The organism is Geodermatophilus aquaeductus (genome assembly GCF_900182545.1).
GTDB lineage: Bacteria > Actinomycetota > Actinomycetes > Mycobacteriales > Geodermatophilaceae > Geodermatophilus > Geodermatophilus aquaeductus.
Genome location: NZ_FXTJ01000018.1, coordinates 14,065 through 36,110 on the forward strand (window position 1 = coordinate 14,065; position 22,046 = coordinate 36,110).

The 22,046-nt window shown below is 74.7% G+C and carries 17 protein-coding genes; 14 read left to right on the forward strand and 3 right to left on the reverse strand.

What is annotated here, in order from left to right; genetic code table 11:
• Positions 1–4: 4 nt before the first annotated feature.
• The 10 genes from FN207_RS24835 (at position 5) to FN207_RS24880 (ending at position 11,356) form a co-directional block, all read left to right on the forward strand.
• A complete protein-coding gene (locus FN207_RS24835; protein ID WP_142461137.1) occupies positions 5–1,435 on the forward strand; it encodes a MiaB/RimO family radical SAM methylthiotransferase in 1,431 nt (476 codons plus the stop codon).
• A 16-nt stretch (positions 1,436–1,451) separates the two neighbouring features.
• Positions 1,452–2,105: a CDP-diacylglycerol--glycerol-3-phosphate 3-phosphatidyltransferase gene (gene pgsA / locus FN207_RS24840; protein ID WP_246066365.1), complete on the forward strand. Its 654-nt coding sequence runs from the start codon at positions 1,452–1,454 to the stop codon at positions 2,103–2,105.
• Between the two features lie 169 nt (positions 2,106–2,274).
• Positions 2,275–2,706 (forward strand): helix-turn-helix domain-containing protein, encoded by a 432-nt coding sequence (locus tag FN207_RS24845; RefSeq protein WP_142461140.1) that lies wholly within the window; start codon positions 2,275–2,277, stop codon positions 2,704–2,706.
• Between the two features lie 122 nt (positions 2,707–2,828).
• A complete protein-coding gene (locus FN207_RS24850) occupies positions 2,829–4,058 on the forward strand; it encodes a DUF4032 domain-containing protein (protein ID WP_142461141.1) in 1,230 nt (409 codons plus the stop codon).
• A gap of 232 nt (positions 4,059–4,290) precedes the next feature.
• Entirely contained in the window at positions 4,291–5,541 is a 1,251-nt protein-coding gene (locus FN207_RS24855) for an extracellular solute-binding protein (protein ID WP_142461143.1), read from the forward strand.
• Positions 5,538–6,500, forward strand: a complete 963-nt coding sequence (locus FN207_RS24860; protein ID WP_142461145.1) for a carbohydrate ABC transporter permease — start codon at positions 5,538–5,540, stop codon at positions 6,498–6,500. The genes FN207_RS24855 and FN207_RS24860 overlap by 4 nt, the downstream gene beginning before the upstream one ends.
• Complete coding sequence (locus FN207_RS24865) at positions 6,500–7,333, forward strand: carbohydrate ABC transporter permease (protein WP_110908694.1); 834 nt, start codon at positions 6,500–6,502, stop codon at positions 7,331–7,333. Before FN207_RS24860 ends, FN207_RS24865 begins: the two co-directional genes overlap by 1 nt.
• A 48-nt stretch (positions 7,334–7,381) precedes the next feature.
• Positions 7,382–8,698: an ABC transporter ATP-binding protein gene (locus FN207_RS24870; RefSeq protein WP_246066366.1), complete on the forward strand. Its 1,317-nt coding sequence runs from the start codon at positions 7,382–7,384 to the stop codon at positions 8,696–8,698.
• Positions 8,699–8,709: 11 nt separating this feature from the next.
• Positions 8,710–10,338 (forward strand): glycoside hydrolase family 13 protein, encoded by a 1,629-nt coding sequence (locus tag FN207_RS24875; RefSeq protein ID WP_142461147.1) that lies wholly within the window; start codon positions 8,710–8,712, stop codon positions 10,336–10,338.
• A 187-nt stretch (positions 10,339–10,525) separates the two neighbouring features.
• Positions 10,526–11,356, forward strand: coding sequence for a PspA/IM30 family protein (locus FN207_RS24880; RefSeq protein WP_142461148.1), 831 nt, complete (start codon positions 10,526–10,528; stop codon positions 11,354–11,356).
• Between the two features lie 48 nt (positions 11,357–11,404).
• Here FN207_RS24880 and FN207_RS24885 read toward each other — a convergent pair whose 3' ends face one another.
• The gene (locus FN207_RS24885) at positions 11,405–12,259 is read right to left on the reverse strand and encodes a DNA-formamidopyrimidine glycosylase family protein (RefSeq protein ID WP_142461150.1); all 855 of its coding nucleotides are present in this window, start codon (positions 12,257–12,259) and stop codon (positions 11,405–11,407) included.
• Between the two features lie 98 nt (positions 12,260–12,357).
• Here FN207_RS24885 and FN207_RS24890 point away from each other — a divergent pair, with 98 nt between their 5' ends.
• Positions 12,358–12,942, forward strand: coding sequence for an antibiotic biosynthesis monooxygenase (locus FN207_RS24890; RefSeq protein ID WP_142461152.1), 585 nt, complete (start codon positions 12,358–12,360; stop codon positions 12,940–12,942).
• A 33-nt stretch (positions 12,943–12,975) separates the two neighbouring features.
• On the forward strand, positions 12,976–13,851 hold the full coding sequence (locus FN207_RS24895; RefSeq protein ID WP_142461153.1) for a DNA-3-methyladenine glycosylase family protein: 876 nt from the start codon (positions 12,976–12,978) through the stop codon (positions 13,849–13,851).
• 1 nt (position 13,852) lies between these two features.
• Here FN207_RS24895 and FN207_RS27575 read toward each other — a convergent pair whose 3' ends face one another.
• Complete coding sequence (locus tag FN207_RS27575) at positions 13,853–14,713, reverse strand: cold shock domain-containing protein (RefSeq protein WP_425459860.1); 861 nt, start codon at positions 14,711–14,713, stop codon at positions 13,853–13,855.
• A gap of 83 nt (positions 14,714–14,796) precedes the next feature.
• The gene (locus FN207_RS24915) at positions 14,797–19,413 is read right to left on the reverse strand and encodes an ATP-dependent helicase (RefSeq protein ID WP_142461155.1); all 4,617 of its coding nucleotides are present in this window, start codon (positions 19,411–19,413) and stop codon (positions 14,797–14,799) included.
• A 102-nt stretch (positions 19,414–19,515) separates the two neighbouring features.
• Between FN207_RS24915 and FN207_RS24920 the strand changes: the two genes are divergently transcribed.
• Together FN207_RS24920 and FN207_RS24925 are read left to right on the forward strand one after the other, a co-directional pair.
• On the forward strand, positions 19,516–20,661 hold the full coding sequence (locus FN207_RS24920; protein ID WP_142461156.1) for an acyl-CoA dehydrogenase family protein: 1,146 nt from the start codon (positions 19,516–19,518) through the stop codon (positions 20,659–20,661).
• 7 nt (positions 20,662–20,668) lie between these two features.
• A complete protein-coding gene (locus FN207_RS24925) occupies positions 20,669–21,925 on the forward strand; it encodes an MFS transporter (protein WP_142461157.1) in 1,257 nt (418 codons plus the stop codon).
• Positions 21,926–22,046 lie beyond the last annotated feature (121 nt).

Consider the following 22,046-nt stretch of genomic DNA (forward strand, 5'->3'; position numbering starts at 1 on the left):
ACGGGTGACAGCCCCGCTCAGCCCTGCCCGGACGGTGGCGGTGGTGACCCTCGGCTGCGCCCGCAACGAGGTCGACTCCGAGGAACTGGCCGGCCGGCTCGCCGCCGACGGCTACCGGCTCGTCGAGGACCCCGAGGGTGCCGACGCCGTCCTGGTCAACACGTGCGGGTTCATCGAGTCGGCGAAGAAGGACTCGGTCGACGCCATCCTCGCGGCCACCGACAGCGGTGCCGAGGTCGTCGCCGTCGGCTGCATGGCCGAGCGGTACGGGTCCGAGCTGGCCGGCGCGCTGCCCGAGGCCACCGTCCTCGGCTTCGACGACTACGCCGCCATCGGTGACCGGCTCGACGACGTCCTCTCCGGCCGGCCGCTGGTCCCGCACTCGCCGCGCGACCGCCGCACGCTCCTGCCGATCAGTCCGGTCGCCCGCACCGCCGCCGTGACCGCCGAGGAGGCGCCCGCCATCCCCGGCCACGGCTGGGTGCAGCGCCGCCGGCTGGCCTCGGGTCCCTCCGCCGCACTCAAGCTCGCCTCCGGCTGCGACCGGCGCTGCGCCTTCTGCGCCATCCCCACCTTCCGCGGCTCGTTCGTCTCCCGCCCGCCGGCCGAGGTCCTCACCGAGGGGCGCTGGCTGGCCGGTCAGGGCGTCACCGAGCTGGTGCTGGTCAGCGAGAACTCGACCTCCTACGGCAAGGACCTCGGCGACCTGCGCTCGCTGGAGCGGCTGCTGCCGCAGCTGGCCGCCGTCGAGGGGATCGTCCGCGTGCGGGTGGCCTACCTGCAGCCGGCCGAGCTGCGCCCGGGGCTGCTCGAGGTCATCGCCACCACCGAGGGCGTGGCGCCCTACTTCGACCTGTCCTTCCAGCACTCCTCGCCGGGCCTGCTGCGCCGGATGCGCCGCTTCGGCGGCACCGACGACTTCCTCGCGCTGATCGGCCGCGCGCGGTCGCTGGCGCCCACGGCGGGCTTCCGCACCAACGTCATCCTCGGCTTTCCGGGGGAGACCGGGGACGACGTCGCCGAGCTCGAGCGCTTCCTCACCGAGGGCCGCCTCGACGCCGTCGGGGTGTTCGGCTACTCCGACGAGGAGGGCACCGAGGCGGTGGGCATGACGGGCAAGCTCGAACAGGCCGAGATCGACGCGCGGGTCCGCCGGATCACCGACCTGGCCGAGGAGCTCACCGCCCAGCGCGCCGAGGACCGCGTCGGCGACCGCGTGGAGGTGCTCCTCACCGAGGACCTCTCCGCGGAGCAGGGGCCGGGCGTCTGGGCCGGCCACGCCGCGCACCAGGACCCCGAGGCCGACGGCACCACCACGGTCACCGGGGTGCCCGGCGACGCCCGGCCCGGGCAGCTGCTCGACGCCGAGGTGGTCGGCACGGAGGGCATCGACCTCGTCGCCGCCGCGCTCGCGCCGGTACCGGCCGAGCGGTGAGGTCCCGGTGAGCGCCGTGCCGACGGACCCCGCGGCGACCCCGCCCTCGTCGGCCCGCCTGGTCAACGTGCCCAACGCGCTGACCCTGTTGCGGCTGGCCGTGGTGCCGGTGTTCGCGGTGCTGCTGCTCTCCGACGGCGGGATGGACGACGACCGCCGCGTCTGGGCCACGGTCTTCTTCGCGCTGGCGATCATCACCGACCGCTACGACGGGCTGATCGCGCGGCGCACCGGCCAGGTGACCGAGTTCGGGAAGCTGGCCGACCCGATCGCGGACAAGGCGCTCACCGGCACCGCGCTGGTCGGGCTGTCGGTGCTCGGCCTGCTGCCCTGGTGGGTGACGCTGGCGATCCTCGTCCGCGAGGTCGGCGTCACCCTGCTGCGGTTCTGGGTGATCCGGCACGGCGTCATCGCCGCCAGCCGCGGGGGCAAGGCCAAGACCGTCGTCCAGGCGCTGGCCATCGGCCTGTACATCCTGCCGCTGGGCGGGGTGCTGGCCACTGCCCGGTGGTGGGTCATGGCCGCCGCGCTGGTGCTCACGCTGGTGACCGGCCTCGACTACGTCTACCGGGCCCTGACGCTGCGCCGTACCAGCGCCCGGGCCATGCGCGCCGCCGCGGCGCGGCGCGCCGCCGGCCCCACCGGCTCCCGCACCGACACCGCCGCCTGAGGGCCCCCGCCCGGGAGCCGGGCGCCGGGAACGTGCAGCCCAGTCCCGGTGTTACGCCATGAGCGGACGCGGCCCTGCCGGCTCGGTGCCGGACAGGGGCGCCGCGTACCGTGGGCGCACGGCACCTGCGGGTGCCGCCGCTCTTCCCTCAGCCAGACAGGAGACGGCCATGACGCTGCTGCGCACCCAGCTCGGGCAGACCCTGCGCGGTCACCGGCTGCGGCAGCGGCGCACGCTGCGCGACGTCTCCGGTGCCGCCCGGGTCAGCCTGGGATACCTCTCCGAGGTCGAGCGCGGGCAGAAGGAGGCGTCCTCCGAACTGCTCGCCTCCATCTGTGACGCCCTCGACGTCGAGCTGGCCGACCTGCTCGCCGAGGTGAGCTCCGGACTGCGCGGCCCCGACGGCCGCGTCCGCCAGTTCGCCGCCGCCGGCGGTGCCGCGGCCCCCGTCGAGGGCCCGTCCGCCGACGCCGCCTCTCCCGAGGAGACCGCCGTCCCGGCCGAGACGGCCGCCCCCGTGCCCGAGCCCGCGCTCGCGCTGGTCGGCGCCACCACCCGCGCCGCCCACCGCGCGGGCAGCGCCGTCTCCCTCGCCGCGTAGGCCCCGACCGCCCGGCCGGACCGCGCGTCACCGGCGGCACCGGCCCGGCGGTCGTGGCAGGGTGGGCCCCCAGGGGGACCACCCAGCCGCGGGTGGTGCAGCGGCCACCGACGGAGGTCGCCGTGCGGTACCTGTTCCGGCCACCGGGCACGGACGGCGCGAGCCTGCTCGCCCTGCCCTGGCACCAGCCGCTCGAGGAGTGGGACCCGGACCTGCTGCTGGAGGTGCCCCAGCGCGGCATCTCGCGGCACGTCGTGCGGTTCGTCGCCGAGCAGGGCCGGGTCTTCGCGCTCAAGGAGATCGCCGAGCCGCTGGCCCGGCACGAGTACGCGCTGCTGGGGGAGTTCGAGGCGGAGGGCCTCCCGGCGGTCTCGGTCCTGGGCATCTGTGTCGACCGGCCCGGCGGGCAGGACGCCATCCTCGTCACCCGCTACCTCGAGTACTCGATGTCCTACCGGTACCTGTTCTCGCGGCCGAGCGCCCGGCAGTCGGTGGACCAGCTCATGGACACCCTGGTCGTGCTGCTCGTGCGGCTGCACCTGGCGGGGGTGTTCTGGGGTGACTGCTCGCTGTCGAACACCCTGTTCCGGCTCGACGCCGGCGCGCTGGCCGCCCACCTGGTGGACGCCGAGACCGCCGAGCGGCACCCGACGCTGAGCCGCGGTCAGCGGCACTACGACCTCGACCTCGCCCGCGAGCGGGTGGGCGCCGAGCTGCTCGACCTGCAGTTCGGCGGCCTGCTGCCCGACGGGGTCGACCCCATCGAGGTGGCCGACAGCCTCCCCCCGCGCTACGACCGGCTGTGGGAGGAGGTCACCCGCGAGGAGGTCTTCCAGGCCGACGAGCAGCGCTACCGCGTGGCCGACCGGCTGCGGCGGCTCAACGACCTCGGCTTCGACGTCGGCGAGGTGGAGCTCGTGACCTCCGACGAGGGCGCCCGCCTGCGCGTCGAGACCCGGGTGTCCTCACCCGGCCAGCACCGTCGCGAGCTCATGCGGCTCACCGGGCTGGAGGTCCAGGAGAACCAGGCGCGGCGGCTGCTCAACGACCTGCGCACCCACCGGGCGTGGCTGGAGCAGAAGACGGGAGCGCCGGTGTCGGAGGCGGTGGCCGGCGCGCGCTGGCTGGCCGAGGTCTACCAGCCCGTCATCGACGCCATCCCGCCGGAGCTGGCCGGCCGGCTCGCACCCGCCGAGGTGTTCCACGAGGTGCTCGAGCACCGGTGGTTCCTGTCGGAGCAGGAGGGCCGCGACGTCGGGACGACGCAGGCGGCGCGGTCCTACTTCAGCACCGTCCTGCCGCGCACCCCGCCGGAGCTCACCACGCCCTCGGTCATCGCCAGACGTCCCTGACACGGCGACGCGCCGGAGCGCCGGTCACGGCCGGGACACACCCGGGTTGCGCAGGTCTGTGAGGTGGGCCACGGTACGGATCGCGGTGATCGTCGGTGCTCGCCCGAAACGGAGGCGATAGGTCTTGTCCATCGCAACAGAAGGACCGCCCGCGGGAACCGGAGGTCTTCCTCGACGGACCCGGCGCAGGCGGTCACGACGCGCTCTCGGGGGCGCGGCCACCGCGTTCGTCGTGGCGTCCACCCTGGCCGCCTGCGGCGGTGGGGGATCGGACTCCGGCACCCCGACCCTGACCTGGTACATCAACCCCGACTCCGGCGGCCAGGCGACGATCGCCGAGCGCTGCTCCGAGGACTCGGACGGGGCCTACCGGATCGAGGTGGCCCAGCTGCCCCGGGACTCGCCCGCCCAGCGGGAGCAGCTGATCCGCCGGCTGGCGGCGAACGACGAGTCGATCGACCTCATGAGCCTGGACGTGGTGTTCCCGCCGGAGTTCGCGCAGGCGGGCTTCCTCGCCCCCGTGCCGGAGGACGTCGCACAGGAGGTCACCGAGGGTGTCTTCCAGGGCGCGGTGGACTCCGCCACGTGGAACGACGAGCTCATCGCGGTCCCCTTCTGGGCCAACACCCAGCTCCTCTGGTACCGGAAGTCGGTGGCGGAGGCGGCCGGGCTCGACATGAGCCAGCCGGTCACCTGGGACCAGCTGATCGAGGCCGCGGAGAGCCAGGACAAGCTGCTCAGCGCCCAGGGCCGGCGGTCGGAGTCCCTGATGGTGTGGTTCAACGCGCTCCTGGAGTCCGCCGGTGGCCAGTACATCGAGGAGAGCGGGGAGAGCCCCGAGAGCATCCAGTTCGGTCTCACCACCCCCGAGGCCAAGCGTGCCTCCGAGGTGATGGCCGCCGTCGCCAACTCCTCGGCTGTGGGCCCCGGGTTCACGACGGCCAGCGAGGACACCAGCGCGAGCGAGTTCGAGAGCGACGACGCCGGCTTCATGGTCAACTGGCCGTTCGTCTACGCCCAGGCCCAGTCCAAGGTCGAGGCCGGCACGCTGGACCAGTCGGTGCCCGACGACTACGGCTGGGCGCTGTACCCCGCCGTCGACGAGGGCACGCCGAGCGCACCTCCCCTCGGCGGGATCGACATCGCCGTGTCGGCGTTCAGCCGCAACGTCGACCTCGCCTACGAGGCGGTCACCTGCATCGTCCAGGACGAGAACCAGGCCGAGTACATGGTGACCAACGGCAACCCGGCCTCGTCGATCGCTGTCTACGACGACCCCGAGGTGCAGGAGGCCTACCCGATGGCCGACACCATCCGCGAGTCCCTGGAGCTGGCGGCCTCCCGCCCGCTCACGGCCTACTACAGCGAGGTCCTGGGGTGCTTCCTGCGCGAGTTCCACCCGCCGGGCTCGGTGAACGACCAGACCGGTGAGCGCACGGAGACCCTCACCCAGGCCGTCCTGACAGGAGAGCAGCTGCTATGAGCCAGACGACGCTGCCGCCGGTCGAGAAGACCCAGCCCGTCTCCGCACCCGGCGGCTCGATCAGCGACCGGTCCCGGGCCGAGCGCAAGCTCGGCTGGATGCTGGCCGGCCCGGCCTTCGTGGTCATGCTGCTGGTGACCGCCTACCCGATCGTGCAGGCGGTCTACTACTCGCTGTTCAACTACCGGTTGACCGACCCCGAGAACCGGTCCTTCGAGGGTCTCGGCAACTACTGGGTCATCCTCACCGACGGCGTGTGGTGGCAGTCCATCCTCGTCACGGTGATCATCACGGTGGTCACGGTGAGCGTCGAGCTGGTGGCCGGCTTCGCCCTCGCCCTGGTGATGGCCAAGGCGCTCTCGTCGATCCGGCCGGTCGTCCGGGCGGCCATCCTGATCCCCTACGCGGTGATCACGGTCGTGTCGGCCTTCGCCTGGCAGTTCGCCTTCAGGATCGACACCGGCTTCGTCAACAGCTGGTTCGCCTGGCTGCCGGGCGTCAGCGACACCACCGACTGGTTCGGTGGGCAGGCGTCCTCGCTGTTCGTCATCTGCCTGGCCGAGATCTGGAAGACCACCCCGTTCATCTCGCTGCTGCTCCTGGCGGGCCTGGCCCAGGTGCCGGAGGTGCTGCAGGAGGCGGCCAAGGTCGACGGCGCCACCTGGTGGCAGCGGATGTGGCGGGTCACCATCCCCAACATGAAGGCCGCCATCATGGTGGCGCTGCTGTTCCGGACCCTCGACGCGTTCCGGGTCTTCGACAGCATCTTCATCATGACCGCGGGCGCGAACAACACCGAGTCGGTGTCGTTCCTCGCCTATCGGCAGACGATCTCCCGGGTGGAGATCGGGCTCGGCTCGGCCGTCTCGGTGTTGCTCTTCCTGGCGGTGGTGCTCATCGCCTTCACCTTCATCAAGGGCTTCAGGGTCGACCTGGCCCAGGCCCGAGGGGAGCGCTGATGTCGACCAAGGAGAAGACCTGGTGGTGGGTCGGCGGCGTGCTGATCGTCGTCTACTGCCTGTTCCCGATCGCCTGGATCGTCTCGCTGTCCTTCAAGACCACCGCGGACCTCGCGAACAAGTCGTTCCTGCCCTCGTCGTGGACGTGGGAGAACTACTCGACGATCCTCACCGGCACGGCCAGTGACCTGTTCCTGCCGGCGCTGCGCAACTCGTTCGGCATCTGCCTGATCGCCACGGCGATCTCGTGCCTGCTGTCGATGTTCGCCGCCTACGCGATCGCCCGGCTGGACTTCCCGGGGAAGAAGCTCATCCTCGGCACCGCGCTGGCGGTGGCGATCTTCCCGGTCATCTCGATCGTGACGCCGCTGTTCAACCTGTGGCGGCAGATCGGCCTGTACGACACCTGGCCCGGGCTGATCATCCCGTACCTGTCCCTGACGCTGCCCATCTCCATCTGGACGATGTCGGCGTTCTTCCGGGAGATCCCCTGGGAGATGGAGCAGGCCGCGCAGGTCGACGGTGCGACGACGTGGCAGGCCTTCCGCAAGGTCATCGTCCCGCTCGCCGCTCCCGGCGTGTTCACCACGGCGATCATCGCGTTCTTCATCGCATGGAACGACTTCGCCTACGGCATCTCCCTGACCTCCACCAGCGCCGCCCGCCCGGTCCCGGCGGCGCTCGGGCTCTTCTCGGGGGCCTCCCAGTTCCAGGACCCCACCGGGGCCATCGCCGCGGCCGCGGTGATCGTCACCATCCCCGTCGTCGTCCTGGTCCTGCTGTTCCAGCGGCGCATCGTCGCCGGTCTCACCAACGGCGCGGTCAAGGGCTGACCCGGCTGTGCTCCCCGTTCCACTGACGTCCGAAGGGGACGAGATCTGATGGCCTCCATCGAGATGCGCAACATCGTCAAGCAGTACGGAGACGGCTACCCGGCCGTGAACGACGTCAGCCTCGACATCGCCGACGGCGAGTTCATGATCCTGGTCGGCCCGTCCGGCTGCGGGAAGTCCACCCTGCTGCGGATGATCGTCGGGCTGGAGGACATCACCAGCGGCGACATGGTCATCGGCGGCAAGCGGGTCAACGACCTCGCCCCGCGCGAGCGCAACCTGTCGATGGTCTTCCAGAACTATGCGCTCTACCCGCACATGACGGTGTTCGAGAACATCGCCTTCCCGCTGCGGCTGTCCAAGACGCCCGACGACGAGGTCCGCCGCCGGGTGAACGAGGCCTCCGACGTCCTCGAGCTCAAGGAGCACCTCGAGCGCAAGCCGGCCAACCTCTCCGGTGGTCAGCGCCAGCGGGTGGCCATGGGCCGGGCGATCGTGCGGCAGGCCGAGGCGTTCCTCTTCGACGAGCCGCTGTCCAACCTCGACGCCAAGCTGCGCGGGCAGATGCGCACCGAGATCTCCCGGCTGCAGCGCCGGCTGGGCATCACCACCGTCTACGTCACCCACGACCAGACCGAGGCGATGACCCTGGGCGACCGGGTCTGCGTCCTGCGCAAGGGCAAGATCCAGCAGGTCGCCTCGCCGCGCGAGCTCTACGAGCAGCCGGTCAACCTCTTCGTCGCCGGGTTCATCGGCTCGCCGCCGATGAACTTCCTGCCCGCGACGCTGGAGGGCAACGCGCTCACGACGCCGTTCGGGTCGATCACCCTCGACGAGAAGCGGGTCGCGGCCGTCACCGGCCGGGAGCTGCTGCTGGTGGGCATCCGGCCGGAGTACTTCGAGGACGCGTCGCTGGTCGACGAGGCCAAGCGCCCGGTCGGGTCGCTGTTCCGCGCCCGGGTCGACGTCACCGAGTGGCTGGGGGACTCGCAGTACGCCTACATCCCCTACGAGGCGCCCGAGGCGATCACCGCCCAGCTGCGCGACCTGTCCCGGGAGCTGGACTCCGAGGAGCTGCGCACGCAGGCGATCGTGTCGATCGACTCCACGAGCCGGATCCGCGAGGGCCGGGAGGCGGAGTTCTGGCTCGACAGCCGGAAGGTGCACGTCTTCGACCCGCAGACCGGCGAGAACCTCACCCGCGACGCGGAGGCCGGCGCCCGGCTGACGCAGATGGCCACCGAGGACCGGGTGGAGCAGGTCCAGGAGGCGCAGGCGTCGGGGCAGACCGTCGGCTCCAGCGTGATCGACGGGCCCTCCGGGACGTCCGGACCCTCCGGGGCGCACCGCTCCGGCGCCGCGTAACGGCCCCGCCCGTGGACCACCGCCGTCCGTGGTGGCGGACGGCGGTGGTCTACGAGGTCTACCTGCGCAGCTTCGCCGACGGGAACGGGGACGGGCTCGGCGACGTCCCCGGCCTGCGCAGCCGGCTGCCGTACCTCGCCGACCTCGGCGTCGACGCGCTGTGGGTCACGCCCTGGTACCCCTCGCCGATGGCCGACGGCGGCTACGACGTCGCCGACCACCGCGACGTCGACCCGCGCTTCGGCACCCTCGCCGACGTCGACGCGCTGGTGGCCGACGCGCATGCGCTGGGGGTGCGCGTCGTGGTCGACCTGGTCGCCAACCACACCTCGGCCGAGCACCCGTGGTTCCGCGCGGCGCTGGCCGCGGGTCCGGGCGCGCCCGAGCGCTCGCGGTACTTCTTCCGCGACGGGCGGGCCGGCGGCAGCGCGCCGCCCAACGACTGGATCAGCGCCTTCGGCGGCCCGGCCTGGACGCGGGTGACCGGTCCCGGCGGCCCGGAGCAGTGGTACCTGCACCTGTTCGCCCCGGAGCAGCCCGACCTGGACTGGACCTCCCCGGAGGTGGCCGACGACTTCGACGCGACGGTGCGGTTCTGGCTCGACCGCGGCGTCGACGGGATCCGCGTCGACGCCGCCCCGGCGATGGCGAAGGTGCCCGGCCTGCCCGACGCGGGGCACCCGCCGGGCGCCTCGTTCGCCAGCAGCGAGTGGGTGGGCAACCCGCACTGGGACGTCGACGAGGTGCACGAGGTCTTCCGGCGCTGGCGCCGCATCGGCGACGCCTACGACGGCGACCGGCTGTTCGTCTCCGAGGCCGTCGTCAACGGCCCGGAACGGCTGGCCCGCTACGTCCGGCCCGACGAGCTGCACACCACCTTCAACTTCGACTACCTCAAGGCGCCGTGGGACGCGGGGGCGCTGCGGACGGTGGTCGACGGGACGCTGGCCGCGCTGGCCCCGGTCGGCGCCCCGGCCACCTGGGTGCTGTCCAGCCACGACGAGACCCGGCACGTCACCCGCTTCGGCCGGGAGCGCAGCGGCGCCGCGGTGATGGGGTTCGACGACGCCCCGCCCGCCGACCTCGCCCGGGGGCTGCGCCGGGCCCGCGCCGCGGCGTTGCTGACGCTGGCGCTGCCGGGCGGGGCGTACCTGTACCAGGGGGAGGAGCTCGGCCTGCCGGAGGTCGAGGACCTGCCCGCCGAGGCGCTGCAGGACCCGACGTGGGAGCGGTCCGGGCACACGGCACGGGGGCGCGACGGCTGCCGGGTGCCGCTGCCGTGGTCCGGGGACGCGCCGCCGTTCGGGTTCGCGCCCGACGGTGTGACGCCGTGGCTGCCGCAGCCCGCGTCGTGGGCGTCGCTGACCGCGGAGGCGCAGCGCGCGGACCCGGCGTCGACGCTGTCGCTGTACCGGGCCGCGCTGCGGCTGCGCCGGGAGCTGCCGGTGGAGGAGCCGCTGACCTGGCTGGACCTGGGTGCGGACGTCCTGGCCTTCGACCGGGGGCCGGCGCTGCGCTGCGTCGTCAACCTGTCGGCGCGGCCGGTCCCGCTGGCCGGGCTCGGGCGGGTGCTGCTGGGCAGCGGGACCCCGGGGGAGGCGCTCGCGCCCGACACCGCCGTCTGGCTGGCGCCCGCCTGACCCTGGCCCGGACGGCCGGGGCGCTCCGGGCATCCCCGGACGAGGGACGCCAGGCGGACCGGGGACGTCCCTGTTGGCCGGGACACCCGTCCTGCTGGGACGATGACGGGGAGGACCGCTGCCGGGAGGTGGTGGTCGGTCGGCCAGGAGGCGGCGCGGGACGCGCGCCGGAGCAGGAGGAGCCACCATGCCCAACCCGATCGTCAAGCTCTGGCGGTACCTGACCGCGTCGGCCAACGCGCAGATCGACCAGCGGGCGGACCCGAAGATCCAGATCCAGCAGGCGATCGAGGCCGAGCAGCAGCGGCACCAGGCGCTGGCCAACCAGGCCGCCGCGGTGCTGGGCAACCAGCGGCAGCTGGAGATGCGGCTGAACCGGCAGCTCGGCGAGGTCGAGAAGCTGCAGGCCTCGGCGCGCCAGGCGCTGGTGCTCGCCGACCAGTCGCGCGGCCGGGGCGACGCGGCCAAGGCCGGCGAGTACGAGAACGCCGCGCAGGCCTTCGCCACCCAACTGGTCGCCGCCGAGCAGGCGATGGAGGACCTCAAGCGCAGCCACGACGAGGCGCTGCACGCCGCCGAGCAGGCGCGCGGCGCGGTCGAGCAGAGCCGGATGCGGCTGCAGACCACGCTCGCCGAGCGCACCAAGCTGATGAGCCAGCTCGAGCAGGCCAAGATGCAGGAGCACGTGGCCGCCTCGATGCGCCAGGTCAACGAGCTGTCCGCGCCGGGCAACACCCCGAGTCTGGCGGAGGTCCGCGACAAGATCGAGGCCCGCTACGCCAACGCCCTGGGCCAGGCCGAGCTCGCCCAGACCTCGGTCGAGGGCCGCATGCTCGAGGTGCAGAAGGCGACGCTCGACGTCGCCGGCGCCTCCCGGCTGGAGCAGATCCGCGCCGGCATGGGCGGGCAGGCCGCCGTCGAGGGCGGCAGCGGCGCCGCGGGCGCGATCGGCCCGGGGACGTCGTCGCCGTCGTTCGAGAAGACCGAGCAGCCGGTCCAGCGACCCGAGAACGCCTGAGCACCCACCGCGGGCCCGGTCACCGGTGGTGACCGGGCCCGCGGTGTCTCAGGTCGCGCTGGTCAGCGGCCGCGGGTGGTCCGGCTCGCCCGTACGGGCCTGCGGGTCGACCGGCGCGTCGGTGGCCTGGCAGGTCGGGCACCAGTAGGTGATGCGTTCCTGCAGGTCGGGGCCCTGGTCACCGCGCAGGATCGGCGTGCTGCACCGGTAGCAGGGCCTGTCCTTGCGGCCGTAGACCCAGTGGTCGCGGCCGCGGCGCAGGTCGCCGGTGGTGCTCTGCTCGGGACGGTCGCGGTTGGCCAGCATCAGCGCGCGGGTCCGCTCGACCAGCCCGGGGAGGTCCTCGACGTCGGCCACCCGCATCCACGGGTGCACGCGGCAGACGAACAGGCCCTCGACCTTGTAGAGGTTGCCCGGCCCGCACAGGTTGCGCTGGTCGAGGATGGCGACGCCGATCTGCTCGTCGGGGTGCGCCCGCAGCCGGCGCAGCGCCTCGTCGAGGTCCCAGTCCGGGCCGAGGACGTCGGGGCCGAGGTGGCCGACGACGGAGTCCTCGTGCTGCGTGCGGACCATCGCGACGTCGTGCAGCCGGTAGCCGACGCAGTCCCACTGGTCGGTGGCCAGGACGGCCCGGATCGAGAACGCCGGCCCGCCGCGCCACTTGGCGCCCTTGCGGTAGATGTGCCAGCTGCCGTCCATCCGGTAGTGGGTGCGCAGCGTCCAGCCGTCGGTGAACCGGGTCAGCATGTGTTTGCCGCGGGGGACCACCTCGCTGACCGTGCGGCCCGCGAGGTCGGTCGCGGCCAGCTGCGGCACCCGGAGCTCGCCGCGGCGCAGCGTCTGGCCGGCCAGCGCCGTGTTCATCCGCTTGGCCGCCAGCCAGACGGTGTCTCCCTCGGGCACGCCTCCAGTGTCCCCCGACGGCATCCGCCCTGCTCGGACGCGAGGGACGTCACCCCGCGGGCGGGAAGCCCAGCGGGTGCCGCGGCGCTGCAGCACCCGTGCAGCGCCGACCCGCCTCCGCCAGCAGCACCCCCGCGCACCTGGCCGCGGCCGGTGAGCCGGTGACCGTGACCGTCGCCCGCGACGTGCGGCCCGAGCAGGGCGAGGCGTTCGAGCGCTGGGCCGACGAGATCCTCGGCCTCGCCGCCGGCTTCGCGGGCAACCTGGGCACCAGCCTGCTGCGCCCGGGTCCGGGCTCGACCCGCTACCACCTGGTCTACCGCTTCGCCGACGGCGAGTCGCTGGCCCGCTGGGAGCGCTCGGCGCAGCGGCAGGAGGCGTTGGACCGGGTCGAGCACCTCGCCGAGGGCGCCGACTACGCCCGCGTGGCCGGGCTGGACAGCTTCTTCACCGCGCTGACCCCGCCGCGCCCGGGACCGCGCTGGCGGCTGACCGTGCTGACCATCGGCGTCGTCTTCGCCATCACGCTGGCCTTCCAGCTGCTGGTGGCCCCGTACGTGGCGTCGTGGCCGCTGCCGGCCCGGCTGCTGCTGTCGGCGACGATCGTCGTCGTGCTGCTCGGCCAGGTGGTCATGCCGCGGCTGTCGCGCTGGCTCGCCCCCTGGCTGCGCGGCCGCCGCTGAGGACCGTCACACCCGCCGCGTAGACCGGGGCGCGTGATCGCCCTCCCGGTGCGCGGCCCGTTCGACCTCGCGCAGAGCGCCCGCTTCCTCGAGGGTTTCGCGCCCGCCCGCCATCGCGGCGCACCCGACGGCGTCCTGCGGCTGGCCTGCTGGATCGAGGGCTCGGACACCGCGGCGGGGATCGCCGTCAGCCAGGACGCCGACGGTGCGGTGCGGCTGCGCGCCGACGCCGGGCCGCCGCGGCTGGCCGAGCAGGTGGCACGGATCCTCGGTCTCGACGTCGACGGCGCGGGCTTCGCCGGGGTCACCGCGACGGACCCGGTGCTCGCGCCGCTGGCCGCCGCGCGTCCCGGCTTCCGCCCGGTGTCCTTCTGGTCGCCGTACGAGGCCGCGTGCTGGGCGGTGTTCTCGCAGCGGATCAGCAGGGTCGCGGCGGCCGGGACGAAGGCGCGGATCGCCGAGCGGTTCGGCACGGTCCACGACGTCGACGGGGAGGCGACGGCCGCGTTCCCCACGCCGTCGCGGCTGGTGGCCGTCGCCGGCGACCTGCCGGTGCCGCCGGTCAAGCAGGAGCGGCTGCGCGGGCTGGCGGAGGCGGCGCTCGACGGGCGGCTCGACGGCGGCCGGCTGCGGTCGCTGCCGGTGGGGCAGGCGCTGGCCGAGGTGCGCGAGTTGCCCGGGATCGGCCCGTTCTCCGCCGACCTGGTGGTGGTGCGCGGCGCCGGGGCGCCCGACGTCCTCCCGACCGCGGAGCCGCGGCTGCGCGAGGAGATGGCGCACCGCTACGGCCTGGCCGACCCCTCGCCGGCGGAGCTGGCGCGGATCGCCGAGGCGTGGCGCCCTTACCGCAGCTGGGCCGCGGTGCTGCTGCGGGCCGCCCACGACGAGCGGACGGCCCGCGGCCGCTGACTCAGTCCAGCGGGCGGACGTCGCTGGCGCTGGTGCCGCGCGCGCCGGAGGTGCGGGTGAACGCGACCCGCTGGCCCTCCTCGAGCTCGCGGTAGCCGCCGTCGTCGGCGATCTCGGAGAAGTGCACGAAGACGTCGTCGCCGCCGTCGTCGGGGGTGATGAAGCCGAAGCCCTTGTCCGCGTTGAACCACTGCACGGTGCCCTGGGCGTCCCCACCGGCGTCCCCACCGGAGTCGCCCCGGGGAGCGCGGGCCGGGCGCTGGTCGCGGCCGCCCCGGTCGTCGCGCCGGTCGTCCCTGCGGTCGTCACGGCGCTCGCGGGGCGCGGGGCGGTCGGCGCCGCGGCGCGGCAGCGAGGGCAGCAGGCGCACGCCGTCCGCCTGCAGCCCGCGCGGGCCCTCGACCAGCTCGAACTCGACCCGGTCGCCCTCCTCGAGGTCGCCGCCGCGAGCCACCGCGGAGACGTGCACGAAGACGTCCTCGGGGACGATGAAGCCGAAGCCGCGGTCGGCGTCGTAGCGGGCGACGGTGCCCTGGATCACCAGGCCGCGCGGAGCCCGTGCGCCCCGGCCTCGGTCGTCGCGGCCGCCCCGGTCCTCCCGGCCGCCGCGGTCGTCCCGGCCACCCCGGTCGTCGCGTCCGCCGCGCGGAGCGCCGCCGACCGGGCGCACCCGGTCGGCCTGCGGGCCGCGCGGTCCCTCGGTGGCGTCGAAGTCGACGCTCTGGCCCTCCTGGAGGGTCCGGAAGCCACCGGTGTCCTCGATGGCCGAGAAGTGGACGAAGACGTCGTCCCCGCCGTCCTGCGGCTCGATGAACCCGAAGCCCTTGTCCGCGTCGAACCAGCGGACCGTTCCGGCTGCCATGTCAGTTCCCTCTATCCCTCGTCACTGCGACGGTCCACGGTACGCGGGCGCCCGGCACCCCCGGCGGGGTCAGCCGCAGGAGCTCATCCCCGCAGGCGCAGCCCGCGCGGGGTGGCGGCGAAACCGGCGGCCTGCAGCGCGGACGACAGCGGGGTGTCCTCGTGCACCGAGGCGCCGTCGGCCTTCTGCACCACCATCCGGCCCAGCGCCCCCGCGGCGACGGCGCCCGACAGCGCGGTGGCCGCCTCCTTGAGCGTGGTCTCGTCCTCGGTCCACGACAGCAGCGACTTGCCGCCCCGCTCGACGTAGAGCACCAGCTCGCCGTCGACCAGGACGACCAGGGCACCGGCCTTGCGCCCGGCGCGGTGGCCGGTGGCCCGCCGGCTGCCGGTGCCCTCGCCGACGTCGACGGCCACCTGGTCGGCGGACCCGCCGTCGGTCGGGCCGCCGCGGTCGGGCCAGGGGAGAGCGGCGCCGTAGACGTTGGCCGGGTCGGTGGCCGCGAGCACCACCGCGCCCTCGGGCGGGCGGTCGGGGGTGGCGAAGGCGCGCAGCCGGTCGACCGAGCCGACCGTGCCGAACTGCGCGGCGCCCAGCGTCTCCACGAAGTAGCCCCGCCGCGCCCGGTTGTTCTCCTCGAACGCCCGCAGCACCGGGTAGACCGCGGAGAAGCCGCCGGGCACCTGCTCGGCCATGACCGCGCCGCGGGTGAGCACGCCGTGCCGCTCGAGCAGCGCCTCGGCGCGCGCGGTGGTGCGCCGGGTGGGGTTGGCCTCGCGCTCGGGCAGCCGGGACCAGCGGCCGGCGACGGTGGGCGGCCCGGTGCGGGTGGGCATGGCCGGGCGGCCGAGCCGGGCGCGGCCGTAGCGGGGACGGTCGACGCGGGCGCGTGGCGGCGCAGGCGCCCGCTTGTGCGTGCCGCCGCCGGCCAGCCGGGTACGCAGCGGCGCGAGGGTGTCGTTGGTGAGCAGGCCGGCCCACACCAGGTCCCACACGACGTCGGCCAGCGCGGTGTCGTCGGTGGCGCCGATGAGGTCGGACAGCCCGCGGAAGAAGACCGCCTGCCCGGCGCCGAGCTGCTCGAGCACGGCGAACGCGACGCCGCCCTCGGTGCCGTCTCCCCACCCGCCCGGCTCGACCGGGTCGGGCAGCAGCAGCGGCGCCAGGTCTGCGGGGACCAGGCTCACCCAGCCGTCGCCGCCGGGCAGCCCGCCGGCGCCGGCCCACAGCACCTCACCGGCGCTGGTCAGCTCGTCGAGCATCGCGGGGCGGTAGTCGCGCACCCGGCTGGGCAGGACCAGCGACTCCAGCGCGCTGGCCGGCACCAGCGCCCCGGCCAGCTGCTCGACGACGGCCAGGACGCCGTCGACCCCGCGCATGCGGCTGCCCACCGACTGCCAGGACGGGGTGAACCGCGCCAGCGTGCCGATCGGGACCGGCTCGACCTCCTGCCGGAGCTTGGCCAGGCTGCGGCGGCGGACCGAGCGCAGCACCTCGGCGTCGCACCACTCCTGGCCGGTGCCGCCGGGCCGGAACTCGCCGGTGACCAGCCGGCCGGTGCCGACCAGCCGCTGCAGCGTCGCGGTGACGATGGCGATGCCCAGCCCGAGCCGTGCGGCGACCTCGGCCGGCTGGAAGGGGCCGTGGGTGCGCGCGTAGCGGCCGACCAGGTCGCCGAGCGGGTCGGCGACCGGCTCGGTGAACGCCTCGGGCACGCCGACGGGCAGGGCCGTGCCGAGCGCGTCGCGCAGCCGGCCGGCGTCCTCGATGGCGACGTGGCGCTCCTCGCCGGCGATCCGCACGACGATGGCCCGCCGCGAGGCGACCAGCTCCTCCAGCCATGCCGCCGGCACGCCGCGCAGCGCCGCCTCGGCGGGGGTGAGGTCGCCGAGGCCGCGCAGCAGGTCCGAGGCGCCGTCGACGTCGCGCGGGTGGCGCTCGGCCGGCAGCCGCTGCAGCTCCCGCTCGACCTCGGCGAGCGCCTCGGCGTCGAGCAGCTCGCGCAGCTCCGAGCGGCCGAGCAGCTCGGCGAGCAGGCCGGTGTCGAGCGCCAGCGCCTGCGCCCGCCGCTCGGCCAGCGGGGCGTCGCCCTCGTAGAGGAACTGCCCGACGTAGCCGAACAGCAGCGACTGGGCGAACGGCGAGGCGGCCTGGGTCTGCACGTCGACCACGCGCACGCGGCGAGAGCGGACGTCGCGCATCAGCTCGACCAGGCCGGGGACGTCGTACACGTCCTGCAGCACCTCGCGCGCGGCCTCCAGCGTGATGGGGAACGCGGAGAACTCGCTGGCCACGCTGAGCAGCTGGGCGGCGCGCTGGCGCTGCTGCCACAGCGGCGTGCGGCGGCGCGGGTCGCGGCGGGGGAGCAGCAGCGCGCGGGCGGCGCACTCGCGGAACCGGCTGGCGAACAGTGCCGAGCTGCCGACCTCCGCGGTCACCTCCCGCTCGACGTCGTCGGGGTCGAGGACGGCCAGGTCGGCCTCGGGCGGCTCGCCGGTGGTGTCGGGCAGCCGCAGCACGATGCCGTCGTCGGAGTGCATCGAGGCGACGTCGACGCCGTAGCGCTCGCGCAGCCGCGCGGCCAGCACCAGCGCCCACGGGGCGTTGACCTGCGCGCCGAAGGGGGAGTGCACGACCAGCCGCCAGTCGCCGAGCTCGTCGCGGAACCGCTCGACCAGCAGCGTCCGGTCGTCGGGGAGGTGGCCGGTGGCCGCCTTCTGCTCGGCGAGGTAGGCGAGCAGGTTGGCCGCACCCCAGTCGTCCAGCCCGGCGGCCTGCGCGCGCTCGCGGCCCCTCTCCGGCGTTGCCGAGCCGACCTCGCGCAGGAACGCGCCGAGCGCCCGGCCCAGCTCCAGCGGCCGGCCGGGGGCGTCGCCGTGCCAGAACGGCATCTTCCCGGGCTGGCCGGGGGCGGGGGAGACCAGCACGCGGTCGTGGGTGATCTCCTCGATCCGCCACGACGACGACCCGAGCAGGAAGACGTCGCCCACCCGCGACTCGTAGACCATCTCCTCGTCGAGCTCGCCGACCCGGCGCCCGCCGGCCCCCTCGCCGCCGACGAGGAAGACGCCGAAGAGCCCGCGGTCGGGGATGGTGCCGCCGCTGGTGACCGCCAGCCGCTGGGCGCCGCTGCGGGCGGTGAGGGTGTCGGTGACCCGGTCCCAGGTCAGCCGCGGTCGCAGCTCGGCGAACGCGTCGGAGGGATAGCGGCCGGCCAGCATGTCGAGGACGGCGTGCAGCGCGGAGTCGGGCAGGCCGGAGAACGGCGCCGACCGGCGGACCAGCGCGCCGACCTCCTCGACCGTGCGCGGGCCCTCGGACACGATCGCCACGATCTGCTGGGCGAGCACGTCGAGCGGGTTGCGCAGGTAGCGGATGGACTCGATGGCGCCGGCCTGCATCCGCTCGGCCACCAGCGCGCACTGCACGAGGTCGCCGCGGTACTTGGGGAACAGCACGCCGCGGCTGATGGCGCCCACCTGGTGCCCGGCGCGGCCGACCCGCTGCAGGCCCGCGGCCACGGTGGGCGGCGCCTCGACCTGGACGACGAGGTCGACCGACCCCATGTCGATCCCGAGCTCCAGCGACGACGTCGCCACCACCGCCGGCAACCGGCCGGACTTCAGCGCCTCCTCGACGACGGCGCGCTGCTCGCGGGACACCGATCCGTGGTGCGCGGCGGCGACCGGCTGCCAGCCCTCGGGCGTGCCCCCGCCGGAGCCGGCCTGGGCCATGAGCGCCGCGGCGTTGGTGCCCGGGGGCACGACCTCGCCGGTGGTGCGCTCGTAGGACATCTCGTTGAGCCGGCTGGTGAGCCGCTCGGCCAGCCGCCGGGAGTTGGCGAACACGATCGTGCTGCGGTGCGCCTCGACGAGGTCGAGCACCCGCTCCTCGACCGCCGGCCAGATCGACGTCCGCGGCTGGTCGCCGGCCGCCGAGCCCTCCAGCTCGCCGGTCGGCTGGCCGAGTGCGCTCATGTCCTCGACCGGGACGACGACCGACAGGTCCCACTGCTTCACCGACGTCGGCTGCACGACCTGCACCGGGCGGCCGCCGGCGAGGAAGGTGGCGACCTCCTCGATGGGGCGCACCGTGGCCGACAGGCCGATCCGCTGCGCAGGCCGCTCGAGCAGCTCGTCGAGCCGGTCGAGGGACACCGCCATGTGCGCGCCGCGCTTGCTGTCGGCGACGGCGTGCACCTCGTCGACGATCACCGTCTCCACACCGCGCAGCGCCTCCCGCGCGGAGCTGGTCAGCATGAGGAACAGCGACTCGGGCGTGGTGATGAGGATGTCGGTGGGCCGGCGGGTGAACGCCCGCCTCTCGTCGGCCGGGGTGTCGCCGGAACGGATGCCCACGGTGGTCTCCGGCCGCGGCAGGCCCAGCCGCATCGCGGCCTGGCCGATGCCGGCCAGCGGCGCGCGCAGGTTGCGCTCGACGTCGACGGCCAGCGCCTTGAGCGGGGAGACGTAGAGGACGCGGCAGCGGCGGCTCTCGTCGACCGGCGCGGTGCTGGCCAGCCGGTCGAGCGACCACAGGAAGGCCGCCAGCGTCTTGCCCGACCCGGTGGGGGCGACGACGAGGGCGTGCTCGCCGCTGCTGATCGCCTGCCAGGCGCCCTCCTGGGCGGCCGTGGGCTCGGCGAAGGCGCCGGTGAACCACGCGCGCGTGGGCGCGGAGAACCGGTCGAGAGCGGGCACGTCCCCAGTCTCCCCGCGGGTACGACAGTCCGCTGGCCTGCGCGTACGCCCACGGCGGATCGGTCCCCCGATCCGGGGGTGGCGTGCGGCACACTGCCGGGCATGCGCCACTCGCTCTACGAGGCCGAGCACGAGGACCTCCGCCGGACCGTCCGCACCTTCCTGGAGAAGGAGGTCGCCCCCTTCCACGCCCAGTGGGAGCGCGACGGCGTCGTCCCGCGCGACGTGTGGCTCTCCGGCGGCGAGCAGGGCCTGCTCGGTTTCGACATCGACGAGCGCTTCGGCGGCGGGGGCGTCCGCGACTTCCGCTACAACGCCGTCCTCGACGAGGAGGTCACCCGGGTCGGCGCCAGCGGCCTGGGCTTCGGCCTGCACAACGACGTCGTCGCGCCCTACCTGCGCGACCTGTGCACCGAGGAGCAGGCGGCGCGCTGGCTGCCCGGCTTCTGCCGCGGCGAGCTGATCACGGCCATCGCGATGACCGAGCCGGGCACCGGCAGCGACCTGCAGTCGATCCGCACCACCGCACGCCGCGACGGCGACTCGTGGGTGCTCAGCGGCGCCAAGACGTTCATCACCAACGGCATCAACGCCGACCTGGTCATCGTCGTGGCGCGCACCGACCCCGACGCCCCCGGCTCGCGCGGCACCAGCCTGCTCGTCGTCGAGCGCGGCATGCACGGGTTCACCCGCGGCCGCAACCTCGACAAGGTGGGCCTCAAGGCCCAGGACACCGCCGAGCTGTTCTTCGACGAGGTCCGCGTGCCCGCGGAGAACCTGCTCGGCACGGAGAACCGCGGTTTCGCCCACCTGATGGAGAACCTGCCGCAGGAGCGGCTGTCGATCGCGGTGGGCGCGGTGGCCGCCTGCGAGACGGTGCTCGCCCAGACCCGGGAGTACGTGACCGGCCGGACCGCCTTCGGCCGGCCGGTGGGCAGCTTCCAGAACAGCCGGTTCGTCCTCGCCGAGCTGCACACCGAGACGACGATCGCGCGGACCTTCGTCGACGAGTGCGTGCGCCAGCTGGGCACCGGCGAGCTGACCGCCGTCGACGCCGCCATGGCCAAGTACTGGACGAGCGAGCTGCAGAACAAGGTCGCCGACCGCTGCCTGCAGCTGCACGGCGGCTACGGCTACATGGACGAGTACCCGGTGTCGAAGGCCTGGCGCGACGCCCGCGTGCAGTCGATCTACGGCGGCACCAACGAGATCATGCGCGAGATCATCGGCCGGTCGCTGGGCCTGTGAGGGTGTCGTGACCACGGAGGTCCCGGCCGCCCTCGACGTCGAGCGGGTCCAGCGGCGCACGGTCGGCGTGCTCTCCGGCGCCGTCGCGCTGGCCGGGCTGGGCGTCACGGTCGGGATCACCGTGGGCGGCCTGCTCGCCCGCGAGGTCGCCGGCAGCGACGCCGCGGCCGGCCTCGGGCAGACGGCGGGCGTGCTGGGCGCCGCGGTCCTCGCCGTCCCGCTCGCGCGGCTGTCCGACCGCGCCGGGCGGCGGACCGGGCTCGCCGCCGGGTACGCCGTCGCGGTCGGCGGGGCGGCGCTCACCGTCGTCGCGGCGGCGCTGTCGTCGCTGCCGCTGCTGCTGGTCGGGCTCTTCGCCTTCGGGGCCTCCACCGCGTGCGGCCTGCAGGCGCGCTACGCCGCCGCCGACCTCGCCGCCCCCGAGCGCCGCGGGCGGGCGCTGTCGCTCGTGGTGTGGGCGACGACGATCGGCTCGGTCCTCGGTCCGAACCTCGCCGCACCGGGAGCGGACCTCGGCCGAGCGCTCGGCCTGCCCGCGCTCGGCGGCGGCTTCGCCGTGTCGGTCGCCGTGTTCGCCGTCGTCGCGGCGGGCCTGTGGCTGGCGCTGCGCCCCGACCCGCTGCTCCTGGCCCGGCGGCTGCGCGACGGCACCGGCCCGGCGCCCGTCCGCCCGCGCCGGGCCACCCGGGCGGCGCTGGCCGCGGTGTGGGCCGACCCCGGCGGCCGCCTGGGCCTGGTCGCCGTCGTGGTCTCCCACGCGGTGATGGTCGGCGTGATGGTCATGACCCCGGTGCACATGGGCCACGCCGGCGGGCACGACGACGGGACGACGCTGCGGCTGGTCGGCCTGGTCATCAGCGTCCACGTGGCCGGGATGTACCTGTTCAGCCCGCTCGTCGGCCTGCTCGCCGACCGCGTCGGACGGCGCGCGACGGTCGCCGTCGGGGGCCTGCTGCTCCTCGCGGCCGCCGGCATCGCGGGCACCGCACCGCCGGAGGCCGCCGGGCGGCTCGGCGCCGGCCTGCTGCTGCTCGGGCTCGGCTGGTCGTGCGGGCTGATCGCGGGCTCCACGCTGGTCACCGAGTCGGTGTCCGGGGACGTGCGGCCCACCGCGCAGGGCGGCACCGACCTGCTGATGGGCCTGGGGGCCGCGGTCGCGGGCGCCCTCGGCGGGCCGCTGCTGGCCCTCGGCGGCTTCGGCCTGGTGGCCGGGGTGTCGGCGGCCCTGGTGGTACCGCTGGCGCTGGTGTGGGCCCGGCGCTGACCGCTCAGCGGCCGCGCATGTTGCGCCACAGCAGCACGAGGGTGACCACCAGGCACAGCGCGATGCCGATCTCGAGGACGACGTCCCAGGTCGACGAGCCCGTGGTGGGGAACACGGCGCC